The following is a 12,392-nucleotide window of genomic DNA, read 5'->3' as shown; positions in this document are numbered from 1 at the left end:
TCCCCATAAAAAGAAAGATGCCAGTCAGCTTAACTGACTGGCATTAGCCAAATGGCGTTTTTTTTAGAAGTTAGCGATTAGTGAGTTTTTTCAAACTCATCAACTTCACGCTCTGCTTCTTCTTTAGATTTACCATACTGCTGCTGGATTTTACCCACTAGCTCTGTACGGCTACCTTCAATTTTGTCTAAATCGTCGTCAGTAAGATCGCCCCATTTTTGTTGAGCCTTACCTTTAAGTTCGTTCCAATTACCTTTCATACGATCGCTGTTCATAAGTTTCTCCTTACTTAGATTTAATTAACGTTCAGTATAAAAGGAGCAAGGCGTGTACCAATGAATAATAATGATTTTATTGTTTTTATTATCAGTTGGTTATATTTTTATGTTGAGCGATTTTGTTTTTAATATTGCGCTATTTATTAAAAAATATACATAGCAGCCTGTAATTATTGCTGACATAAATCAGGCCGCTTTGATGTAACTCATTCTTAAATTTTTGTTTTAAGCTAATATGCAGGTATTAAACAAAGTAGTTAACCTGAGTGAGTTATGAATACAAAAACGTGTGAATACGGAGTGGGTGACTGCTCATACAAAATGGCAGGTGAGTTAGCAGGTATTACACAATTGGTGAATGCGTTTTACGACAATATGGACGCTTTAAAAGAGGCTGAAAATATAAGGAGTATGCATTCAAAAGACTTATCGGCATCGCGTAAAAAGCTTGCTTACTTTTTGTCGGGCTGGTTAGGTGGTCCTAAATTATACGCTGAACATTTTGGTAGTATTAACATACCTCAAGCGCATAAACATTTACATGTAGGAATTGAGCAAAGTGATGCATGGCTTTTATGCATGCAAAAAGCGGTTGATGAGCAACCTTACGAAGCCTCATTTAAAATTTACTTAATGGATCAATTACGAGTGCCTGCAGATCGAATTAGAATGGTATCTGGTAGTTAATATATGTGGAGTATTAAAGTTAGGGCTCTGGGTTTTTAAATATTTACTTTATTTCATTTAGAGTTATCATCGCGAATCGAGTTAAAAATCTTAAAAGGGATGGAATATAGAATGGAAAAAGTTGGCTTATTAGTAATGTTATCGTTTGTTTTTTTGTCGACAACAGCATCTGCTTCACCACTTATAAAGCAATGGGCTGGAACTGGCATGGATGCAGATAAATACTTTTGTGAATATGGTGATGGTGAAGTAAAGGTTATATACGGTAATCAAAATTGCCCATCATCAAACTAGTTTAAGATATTAAATATCAACCGCAGCGTCGCTGCGGTTTTTTGTTACAATGCACACAAAGCAATTTAGGGTAAATAGCTGTGCTGCCGGTTCAAGACATATATCAACAACTCGTTACTACATTACAAAGTAATCCTATTACGTTATTACAAGCGCCGCCTGGTGCGGGTAAGTCTACGTGGTTGCCGCTGCAACTAATGCGCGATGGGCATTTTAAACGTATTGTAATGCTAGAGCCTCGCCGTTTAGCTGCACGTAATATTGCCAGTTATTTAGCAAAGTGCCAAAACGAGAGTGTTGGGCAAAGTGTGGGCTTGCGGATTAGGGGCGAGAGTAAAGTAAGCGCTAATACGCGCCTCGAAATAGTCACCGAAGGCATGTTAACGCGCATGCTGCAAAACGACCCCGAATTAAGCGATATTGATTTACTGATATTTGATGAATTTCATGAACGTTCAATTGCAGCCGATACCTCACTTGCCTTTGCGCTCGAGACCCAAAGTGCGCTGCGTGAAGATTTAACCATTATGCTTATGTCGGCAACTCTTGATACTGAGCGTTATACAGCGTTTTTTGACTGCCCTGTAATTCAATCAAGCGGTCGCAGCTATCCAATAGACGAAGTATACATACCCATAAAAGAAGAAAGTCGCTGGCTTGATGCAATTCCTAACATAATAAAACAAGCACTTAATGAGCAAACAGGCAGCGCGTTGGTGTTTTTACCTGGGCAGTTTGAGATATTACGCGTGCAACAAGCACTGAGCGATTTACCCAGTAACTGCCAAGTTGCAACGCTATTTGGCGAGCAAGATAAAGCTAATCAGCAAACTGCTATTGCTCCTGCACCAAACGGCATGCGCAAAGTAGTGCTTACCACCAATGTAGCCGAAACTAGTTTAACTATTGAAGGTATACGCATTGTAATTGATAGCGGCAAGCGCCGTGCAGCCACCTTTAATTTAAAAACAGGGGTTACAGAGCTCACAACACAAAGTATATCGCGCTCGTCTGCTGTGCAGCGCGCTGGGCGTGCAGGGCGAATAGAGCCGGGCATTGTTTATCGAATTGGCTCAAAGCAAACCTTTGAGCGACGTAATAGTCACGACAATCCCGAAATACTCACATCAGACATAAGCCAACTTATGCTTGAGGCAAAGCAATGGGGAGCCAGTATTGATGAGCTAACCTTGCTCGATAAGCCCACTGAGCAGCAATGCGAGCAAGCAAGTAATCTGCTTAACATGCTAGAAGCTATTAATAGCAAGGGTAAGCTCACACCGCTTGGCAGTAAAATGTTAGGGTTTGGTGCTGATATTCGTTTGGCGCATATGCTATTAAAAGCACAAATACTTGATGACCAACTCTCTGGTATTTTTAGGCTCGCTATTTATTTAGTGGCATTACTTGAGAGCCGAGTAAATAGTGCAAACGAGTTGAGTTTAGCGCTACATAGCCAACAGCAACGTCCGCATCCGGTATTTAAACAACAGTTAAAATATTGGCAAAGCCGCTTAAAAGTAAAAGACGAAAACAGCGAATTAAATACGCATTATATAAGTTTGCTGGTGGCATTGGCATACCCCGATCGCATCGCTAAAAAACGTGGTAATGGTTATTTACTTGCCAATGGTGCTGGTGCTGAGTTAAATGTCGATTACTGGCACAACGACGATTACTTAGCCATAGCAACCATGGGCGGGCACAAAGGTGGGCGTATATTTGCAGCCACCGCACTTAACCCATTTGAGTTACAAGAATTTTTACCGCATTTATTTAGTGAACTTACTCGTTGTGAGTTTGATGAAAAATCAGCGCGCTTTATTCATCAAGATGAAGTGAAACTCGGGGCTATAACGCTCAGCAGCCAGCCTAGTAAACAAAAGCTAGATAAGAGCGAGCGTGCTAAAGCGTGGCTTAGCTTATTTACTAAACACGGTTTTGCTTTATTTAATGAGCAACCTGATGCGCAACAATTGCTGATACGTATGAGCCTAGCAAGTAATTTAATGCCCGATAAATTCCCGCAAATAAACGAGCAACAACTTATTCAAAATGCAGCGCAGTGGCTAGGCGTGTTTTTAGAAGATATTAAAACGCTCACGCAGCTTAAAAAGTTTAACTACTTTGAAGCATTACAAAACTGTTTTGATTGGCAACAACAAACCGCGTTAAAAGCATTGTTACCACTGCGCTTAACGGTACCAAGTGGCTCAAATATAAAAATAGAATACCAGCTTGATGGCCCCGCAAAGCTAAGCGTGCGTATGCAAGAGGTTTACGGCTTGACCAGTACGCCTATGCTTGCCAACGGTAAATTGTCATTGCTTATGGAGCTGCTATCGCCAGGTAAACGTTCATTGCAACTTACTCAAGATTTAGCCCACTTTTGGGCTAGCAGTTACCGCGATGTGCAAAAGGAAATGAAAGGCCGCTACCCTAAACATTTTTGGCCAGACGACCCAGCCAACAGCGTTGCAACAAATAGAGTAAAGAGCAAAATGTAGGTGTTAATTTACTTAAAACTGATTTTGTTTGATTATTGAACTTACTAAGGTAATGTACCTATAAAATATTTTTAACTACAGGGAATAGTCAATGAGGTTACTTTTAACGTTAGGTTTGGCTCTAGTAACTGCTTTTTCGGCTTATGCTGAAAAGCCACTCGACTTAAATGCATTTGCGCAGCAATACTATAAAACAATGACCGCAACACAAGCACCTAACGCAGGTGCTAAAGAGCTTGAGGCTTATCTTGCATTGTTAACCGATGATATTGGTAATCAGCATATTCCGTATCAACCGGATGACTCACGTACTCCTGATGGCAAAGAGCAGATGCGCAAAGGTATGAGTTTTTACTTAGGTGCGCACACGTTGTTTGAAAGCACACTGCTTAATACATTTGTGTTTAATGATACAGGCTTTGCTATTCGTTATAAGAGTCATGCAAAGGGCATTCACCCGCAAAGTAAGCAGCCAATAGAATACACCTCCACAATGATGGAAGTAATAGAACTTGAAAACGGTAAAGTGGCGATGATACGCAAGTATCACGAATAAAAAATAAGGATATATATGAAACATTTACTGATCGCACTATCAATATTAATGCTTAGTGCATGCGCTAGTACAAAAAGTGATTTTAGATTTGATGGTTCTACACCTGAGTCAACTCAGGCGGGAGTTCATAAAGTTTTAAAGACATTAAAATCTCAAGATGTAATGCGCTTTATAGGCGCCTTAATTGCAATTCAATTTTCTGATGTGCAAAGCGCAGAAGATGTTTTAGGCGACCCAACCATGATGAATGAAATGAATTATTTTATTATTGGTAAAAAAATTGATGGCTTAAATTATTATGAAGTACTGGATCTTGCGAGTTCATCTTCGTCGAAAGTGGAAGTTTCGGTAGCGAAATAGTTTCAGCTTTTTGTATTACATTAAATGTGTAATACCAATTCGCAATAATACTTAATCATTTTGCGAGGCTAAACGTGTCGCTACCTGCGTTAAAAAATTCTCATTTAGAACAACTAAATAGCTAATTTTTTGCCTAGCTATCAACACGTTTTTCCGCCCTCACAATAGACCACTTAATTAAGCGAATTGGTATGATTTTATGTCTATATTAAATATATTATTGAAAGTGCTAACGTTTTAACGCTATAAAACTTAATAGTAAGCTTTGTTTATACCTGCTCATGAATTTATACTACGCTTTAGTAAGAAGCTAATTATTTATAATTTAGATGCAGAAGTCTAAAACATAAAACGTAAGCTACTTTGACTTAATTCTACACGATTAGATAGAGACTATGACATTAAGATTTTTTGTAATAATAGGTACTTTGATTTTAATGTGCTTTGTAACGAGTTTATTAGTTGGGTACCGCTATTTTTTTAGCCTGCCGACTATAAATACTAGTATTGAAGATTATCAAAATCGTGAATTACTGAGTCTTAATATTGCGCTTGATAGAGAGTTTATATTTTTAGAAACACTCAATTATGACTACGCCGTATGGGATGACACCTATGATTATATGGCTGATTTTGACGCAGAATATGTAGATTCAAACTTTGTAGGGGATACCTTCTATTCTCTCAAAATTGATGGTGTGTTTATCTACGATGTAAACTTTAATATGGTTTACGGACAAGCGTATGATTATATGAAGCATACGGAGTTTGATGCGCCTGATTTAGATTTACAGGTTAATAAATTAAACCGCGCAATTATTCCTAATCCAAAAGCTGCTAATGAAGACAGTAGTTTAAGCCATTCTGGTTTTTTACAAACAGCGGGCGGCCCTATCATGTTTGCATCGCATGTAATAAAGCGAACAGATAAAACAGGTGAGCCTGTTGGTAGTATTGTTTTTATAAAAAAAGTAAGACCGTCGTTGATCAAATCCTTAGCGGAAATTGCACAAGTGGAGCTTAGCTATACACAAATAGCACACGGTAGTTCTTTAAACGATATTGCGACGCTTAAAGGGAGCCTCCAAGAAGAGGACATTGCCACTCAAAGGAAGAGGGTGATTCTAGATGTAAATGGTAAGCCATTGCTTGCTTTGAACGTTAAGCACCATCACCAAACACTGCCAGTTTTATTTGATGATTATTTAAAGCTTATTTTGTTAATGTTTTTTGTAATGTCATTATTAGGTTTTTATATTGTAAATCGTTATTTTATTGAACCGCTTATTAGTGGTGCGTCCGCTATTAATTCAATGTTGGTTAAAAACGATTTACAGCCTTTGAGGTTCACTAATCAATTTTTAGAAATGCGCGTTTTAATTAGCGGTTTTAATGCGTTAATTAAACAAGTAAAAGAGCAAAATTTTAAGCTCGAAAAAATAAGTAAAATTGATGGGTTAACCCAAATTTACAACAGGCGTGCCTTTGATGAAATTATAGCGGCGCAATGGGAGCAGGCTCAACAGCAACAAAATGCCTTTGGAGTAATATTACTTGATGTAGATCACTTTAAAAATTATAACGATTTTTATGGTCACCAAGGTGGAGACAACGCTTTACAGCTCCTAGCATGTAAATTACAACAAATGGCAAAGCAAAACAAAGGAACAGTCGCGCGCTATGGCGGCGAAGAGTTCATATTATTCTTTAAAGAGCTTTCTTATGAAGAGTTTGTAGATATATCTCAGCAATTGCTTTTGGCGGTTCGGGAGTTAAATTTACCTCATGAAGCGTCGCCTGTACGTAAATATTTAACAATTAGTGCTGGGTGTGTATTTGCTACAAAAGAAACCTTAAGTGGTAATAATGTGTCTATCCAATCACTAATTAAAGAAGCTGACATAATGCTCTACGAAGCGAAAAACTCAGGTAGAGATAAAACATCAATCAAATCTATATAATTTAAGTCAATTATTAAAGATGCATCAGCTGTTTTTTATTATAAAACGCTTAAACCTCTTTCCCGCCATGGCTCTGCGCTAGGTCATCAAGTTCGGCGCAAGTGTAATCAAAACCACTTTCGTCGTATTCGTATGTCACTTTTACACTATCGCCGCCATTAAAAAGTCGTGTTTTTACATCGTTAACCGGCCAGTCTTTGAGCTCGTGTAAAAATCGGTTAGCAACTTGTGAAGATTCAAAACAATAGCGAATTTCTGTTTTCATAAATAATAAAGCTCTGGCTGTTTACCCCAGCTGCTAGCGCATTATTAATGGGGCGATCATGATTCGGTTACAAAAAATAAAGAGTTAAATTGTAAATTTTGTGTTTCAATAAATGCATTAAACTCGGTACACACTAACGTACTTTAATTAACAAATGATGACGACTTTACATGCATTATAAATTTGCTCTTATCGCAAGCTCGGTTTTTATACTAAGCGCTTGCGGTGGTTCAGGCTCCGATGATACGCCAACCGTTAACGGAAATAAAATCCCCATTTTGTCAGTCGCTGATATTCCTAGTGAATTAAGTAAAGGCCAAACAATCGAGCTAACAGCAACAGCCAGTGATAAAGACGGCACTATTACATCTGTTGTGTGGCAACAAACGCAAGGGCCTGAACTAATTAGTGCGCCTTTAGAGGCAACAACTACTTCAGTAACACTGCTAAATGCGCAAAGTTATAAGCCTGTTGATTACGCTTTTTCGGTCACTGCAACCGATAACGAAGGGGCAAGCAGTGTAAAAACGCTAAGCTTTACTGCACGTAATAGTATGGATGACATTAGCGCCGCACGGTTACTACACCAAGCAACAATGGGACCTAAGCTTAGTGAAATACAAAACGCACAAGGTTTAAGCGAGCAGCAATGGCTTGATAAGCAAATAGCGCTACCTATTAATTATCACCGTGATTATTTAGTAAAGTTAAATGACGATGACGACTTTAAATACATAAGCCGCATAGACGCATGGTGGAGGTAGTAATGCAAAGTGACGATCAACTTCGTCAACGTGTTGCATTTGCGTTAAGTGAAATATTAGTAGTGTCGGATGAAAACAGTGCCTTAAGAGGGCAACCTGAGGGCATGATCACTTATTACGATTTGTTACTAAAGCATGCCTTTGGTAATTATCGTGACTTACTCGAAGATGTCACGCTTTCGCCTATTATGGGAACTTACTTAAGCCATTTGGGTAACGAAAAAGCAGACGATACACTTAATATTCGCCCAGACGAAAATTACGCACGTGAAGTAATGCAGTTATTTACTATCGGCCTTGAAGAGCTAAACCTAGATGGCAGCGCCAAGCTTGATGCACAAGGTAATACTATTGCTACTTACGGACAGGTCGAAATAGAGGGTTTTGCACGCGTATTTACTGGTTGGACGTTTGCCGATAGTGAAACATTTAAGCGTAAAAGTCGTGACTATATTAAGCCAATGGAAGCATTTGACGAGTACCATTCTAGTAAACAAAAAAACCTTACTAAATGGCGAGGTTATACCACAAGGTTATACAGCAGAAGAGTCATTGCAAATAGCGCTCGATAATTTATTTAACCATCAAAATGTTGCGCCATTTATTACTAAGCAGCTTATTCAACGATTAATTACGTCAAATCCAACTCCCCAATACGTTGAACGAGTAGCTAATGTATTTATTGATAATGGCGCTGGTGTACGCGGCGATTTAGCGGCTGTAGTAAAGGCTATATATTTAGATGATGAAGCACGGCATTTTGGCTCAGTGCTTAACTATCAAGGTAAAATTAAAGAGCCTATTTTAAAAACCGTACAGTTTTGGCGAAATCTCGATGCTAAATCTTTGGCTGGTTACTATAAAACATGGAATTTAATAAATAGCTACGGGCAAGGACCCATGCAGTCGGCTTCGGTATTTAACTTTTTTAGGCCAGATTATCAAACCGCAGCTTTGCGAAATGAAGGTATTGTTGCGCCAGAGTTACAAATAGCAAACGATGCAACACTGATTGGCACCATGAACGCGCTTTACGCAAGTTTAGTGTGGAGTACCGCTGAAGCACACAGTGATTTAAATTCAAATGGTATTTATGTTTATATTCAAGACGACATGAATGTGTTAGAGAAAAACGGTGTTAGTGCGCTATTAACTCAGTACAACACGCTATATTTTGCAGGCGCAATGAGCAGTGACACACGCCAAGCATTACTTGATTTAGATGCCTACTTTAATGAAGAGCAATACCGTGAACGGGTTTCGTATTTATTATATATGATTGCTATTTCACCTGAATTTAACGTGCAGTATTAGGAGCGCATAATGAGCATTAATAGAAGAGAGTTTTTGTCTTTATGTGTAAAGGCAGCGTATCGACTGCCGCGTTAACGAGCCTGCAATTACAAGCATTAACTGGAGCGACTAATGCCGTTGAGCTAGGTGATTATAAAGCATTAGTGTGTGTGTATTTATACGGGGGGAATGATTCGTTAAATATGCTCGTTCCGCTTGAAGGCGAGCAACGGAGTTTGTACGAGCAAAGCAGGCAAAACCTAGCGGTAGAAAGCCCACTTGAGCTAAGCATTAAAAGCCAGTTTGCCGGTGGAGTAGGTATTCATCCTTCACTTGAACCGATACAAAATGTGTTTGAATCTCAAAATTTAGCATTTATAGGCGGGGTAGGTACTTTACTCGCTCCCACAACATTGAATGACTATAAAAATAAAACAATAGGTTTGCCTAAGCATTTGTTTTCGCATAACGATCAGCGAGCTGCGTGGATGTATGGTCGAGAAAAACAATCACTTAATAGCGGGTGGGGCGCACGACTTTTAGAGCGTTTAGAGTTACAAGATGAGTTTGCAGCTAATGTATCACTCGACGGTACTAATTTATGGCAAACGGGAAGTGCTAGCAATGCATTTGCGCTTAACAAAAGCGGCATTAGTAGTATTAACGCGTTTGGAGGGTATCAACCTCGTAGCGAGCACGTAACCGCTATTATGAACCGCTTACTAGGCAATACGAGCCATCCGTTAAGTACAGCTTATGCCAATGGCTTAACAAGTGCGATAAATAACACTCAAGCAATGAACAGCGCGTTAGAAAGCGCGCCTGCACTTATTACCCCATTTAGCGATAATAGCCTTAGTGAGCAATTTGCCGCAGTCGCTAAAACAATTAGCGTACAGGCAAAGTTGAGTACTCAACGCCAAGTGTTTTTTGTTTCTATGGGGGGGTATGATACCCACGACAACCAATTAACAACGCACCCTGCTTTATTAAATACGTTAGCTCAAGGGTTAAGTGAATTTGATAGTGCGATGAAAGAGCTTGATATGGCTGATAAAGTGACTACGTTTACTATGTCTGATTTTGGTCGCACGTTGACCTCAAATGGCGATGGCACTGACCATGGTTGGGCAGGGAACCAAATAGTAATGGGCGGCGCAGTAAAAGGCGGCAATATATATGGCGAGCTATTAACTCAACATTTGGATGGCCCACAAGATACCGGTGGCGGTCGTTTAATTCCAAGTGTTGCTAATGAACAGTACTTTGCCACATTGGCTCAGTGGTTTGGTGTGCCAAGCTCTGAGCTTGTTGATATTTTTCCAAACTTGAGTAACTTTGATCACACAACATTGGGCTTTTTTGTGTAATTAGTCGCTAATAGTAATCTAAAAGCACTTGTTAGTAGTATAAGCTACTGGTTAATAGTGCTTAATTGTTTTAATAATAAAAATCACACAATATAGGAATCATAAAATGAAAGTTTTAGTGAGCTTAGTTAGTCTAATCGCTTTTTTACTCGTCATACTGCCAGGGCCTTTGTATAAATTTGGTATTGTAGAGCTAGGAACTGCGTTTGCTGGTTTTAAATTTGGTGTTTACGCTGGTGGCGCTGCATTGGTGCTACTTATAATACAAGCGTTATTTATGCGTAAAACGTTAACGCTAAGCAGTGGTGTTATTGCGCTTGTGTTTTCGGTTGTGGCTATTGCTATGCCACTTAACATGATGAACAAAGCTAAAAGCGTACCGGCAATTCATGATATTTCAACAGATTTAGTTAACCCACCAAAATTTGTAGCAATTGCGCCACTGCGTGCTGAAGCACCAAATCCAGTAGAGTACGCGGGTGAAGAAACGGCAGTACAGCAACGCAAAGCATACCCTGAACTGGCAACGTTAAGCTTTGCACAATCTAAAGCCGATTTGATGGCAGCAAGCGAACAAGCAGTTAAAAATCTTGGTTTTGCAGTGGTAAGTGCAAACACGGCTACAGGTATTGTAGAAGCTACAGATACAACCACATGGTTTGGTTTTAAAGACGATGTGGTAATTCGTATTAAAGATGAAGGCAGCCAACGTTTTGTTGATATTCGTAGTAAATCGCGAGTAGGGCGTAGTGATTTAGGAAAAAATGCAGAGCGCATTCATTCAATTATTAATGAACTAAACAGCTTACTTGCAAAATAATTAAATTTAGCGCCCTAGTACTAACGATTGAGCCCAAACACTGTTTGGGCTTTTTTTGTGCCTATTTTATATTGTCAGGTTCTATTCACGGGCTATGGACTATGCTGTTGATGATTTTAATTTTTAACCACTATGGAGTTATTATGAAAACAGTAGGATATGCAGCAAAAAGCCAAGGTTCTGAATTGACAGAGTTTTCTTTTGAGCGCCGCGATTTACGAAATAACGATGTAGAAATTGAAATTTTATACTGTGGTGTGTGCCATTCAGATTTACACGCCGTACGAAATGATTGGGGTGGCAGTGACTATCCGCTAGTACCTGGGCACGAAATTGTTGGTAAAGTTATGTCGGTAGGTAGCGACGTTAAAAAATATAAGCAAGGCGACACAGTTGCTGTGGGTTGTATGGTTGATTCGTGCCAAAGTTGCGATCAATGCGATAACGACGAAGAACAATTTTGCCGCGAAGGCATGGTTGGTACTTACGCAGGCAAAGACCGCGTTAGTGGTGAAATGACCCAAGGTGGGTATTCTAAACATGTTGTTGTACGCGAAGAGTTTGTACTTTCTGTACCAGAAAATTTAGACCTTTCACGCGTTGCACCGCTACTTTGTGCAGGTATTACTACGTATTCGCCACTTCATAAGTGGGGTGTAAAAAAAGGTAGCCGTGTTGGTGTTGTTGGTCTAGGTGGGCTTGGTCACATGGCCGTTAAAAATGCAGTTGCAATGGGCGCAAGCGTTACGGTAATTGGTCGTAGTGAGTCTAAAAAAGATGATGCGGTTAAATTGGGTGCTCAGCACTACTTAGTGTCATCTAATGATGACGAAATGAAAGACTCGCAATCAGCCTTTGACGTGATTATAGATACAGTCCCTGTAAAACATGATTTATCTATTTACACACCGCTACTTGATGTAGATGGTACATTAGTTATTGTTGGCCAAGTTGGTCCAGTGGATGAGCTAAGCACGGTGCCACTGTTAATGGGTCGCCGTCGTATTGCAGGCTCACTTATTGGTGGCATTGCACAGACGCAACAAATGCTCGACTTTTGTGGTGAAAATAACGTGCTACCTGAGTGCGAAATGATCAACATTGACGAAATTAACACGGCATACGAGCGTATGGAAAAATCTGACGTACGATACCGTTTTGTTATTGATATGGCATCGTTAAACGCTTAATTTCACCTAAAAAGAGCCGCTAATTAGCGGCTCTTTTTGTATTTTAA

Annotated in this window: 10 protein-coding genes and 2 pseudogenes; 10 read left to right on the top strand and 2 right to left on the bottom strand. The window is 39.5% G+C overall.

The window, feature by feature from the left end; all coding sequences use genetic code 11:
- Positions 1-77: 77 nt before the first annotated feature.
- Entirely contained in the window at positions 78-275 is a 198-nt protein-coding gene (locus GQR53_RS15125; protein ID WP_002958133.1) for a CsbD family protein, read from the bottom strand.
- 276 nt (positions 276-551) lie between these two features.
- Here GQR53_RS15125 and GQR53_RS15120 point away from each other — a divergent pair, with 276 nt between their 5' ends.
- From GQR53_RS15120 to GQR53_RS15095, 6 genes are all read left to right on the top strand, one after another.
- Complete coding sequence (locus GQR53_RS15120) at positions 552-965, top strand: group II truncated hemoglobin (protein WP_165744386.1); 414 nt, start codon at positions 552-554, stop codon at positions 963-965.
- Between the two features lie 111 nt (positions 966-1,076).
- A complete protein-coding gene (locus tag GQR53_RS15115) occupies positions 1,077-1,259 on the top strand; it encodes a hypothetical protein (protein ID WP_165744385.1) in 183 nt (60 codons plus the stop codon).
- An 80-nt stretch (positions 1,260-1,339) separates the two neighbouring features.
- On the top strand, positions 1,340-3,766 hold the full coding sequence (gene hrpB, locus GQR53_RS15110) for an ATP-dependent helicase HrpB (protein ID WP_165744384.1): 2,427 nt from the start codon (positions 1,340-1,342) through the stop codon (positions 3,764-3,766).
- Between the two features lie 91 nt (positions 3,767-3,857).
- Positions 3,858-4,322 carry a nuclear transport factor 2 family protein gene (locus GQR53_RS15105; protein WP_165744383.1) on the top strand — a complete coding sequence of 155 codons (465 nt, stop codon included), beginning with the start codon at positions 3,858-3,860 and terminating at the stop codon, positions 4,320-4,322.
- A gap of 15 nt (positions 4,323-4,337) precedes the next feature.
- Positions 4,338-4,682: a hypothetical protein gene (locus GQR53_RS15100; protein WP_165744382.1), complete on the top strand. Its 345-nt coding sequence runs from the start codon at positions 4,338-4,340 to the stop codon at positions 4,680-4,682.
- A gap of 395 nt (positions 4,683-5,077) precedes the next feature.
- Complete coding sequence (locus tag GQR53_RS15095) at positions 5,078-6,643, top strand: diguanylate cyclase (RefSeq protein ID WP_240917486.1); 1,566 nt, start codon at positions 5,078-5,080, stop codon at positions 6,641-6,643.
- A 49-nt stretch (positions 6,644-6,692) separates the two neighbouring features.
- On the opposite strand, the gene GQR53_RS15090 is transcribed toward GQR53_RS15095, so the two are convergent.
- Entirely contained in the window at positions 6,693-6,908 is a 216-nt protein-coding gene (locus GQR53_RS15090) for a hypothetical protein (RefSeq protein WP_002958138.1), read from the bottom strand.
- A 170-nt stretch (positions 6,909-7,078) separates the two neighbouring features.
- Between GQR53_RS15090 and GQR53_RS15085 the strand changes: the two are divergent.
- The 4 genes and pseudogenes from GQR53_RS15085 (at position 7,079) to GQR53_RS15070 (ending at position 12,345) form a co-directional block, all read left to right on the top strand.
- A pseudogene (locus tag GQR53_RS15085) lies at positions 7,079-8,986 on the top strand (DUF1800 family protein).
- Positions 8,987-8,995: 9 nt separating this feature from the next.
- A pseudogene (locus GQR53_RS15080) lies at positions 8,996-10,335 on the top strand (DUF1501 domain-containing protein).
- A gap of 106 nt (positions 10,336-10,441) precedes the next feature.
- The gene (locus GQR53_RS15075; RefSeq protein WP_154903654.1) at positions 10,442-11,155 is read left to right on the top strand and encodes a DUF1499 domain-containing protein; all 714 of its coding nucleotides are present in this window, start codon (positions 10,442-10,444) and stop codon (positions 11,153-11,155) included.
- A 143-nt stretch (positions 11,156-11,298) separates the two neighbouring features.
- Positions 11,299-12,345: an NAD(P)-dependent alcohol dehydrogenase gene (locus GQR53_RS15070; protein ID WP_002958143.1), complete on the top strand. Its 1,047-nt coding sequence runs from the start codon at positions 11,299-11,301 to the stop codon at positions 12,343-12,345.
- Positions 12,346-12,392: the final 47 nt, after the last annotated feature.

This window comes from Pseudoalteromonas sp. Z9A6 (assembly GCF_011378805.1).
Lineage (GTDB): Bacteria > Pseudomonadota > Gammaproteobacteria > Enterobacterales > Alteromonadaceae > Pseudoalteromonas > Pseudoalteromonas distincta.
Note: the sequence above shows the minus strand (reverse complement) of the source record. Positions and strands in the feature narration are given on the sequence as shown.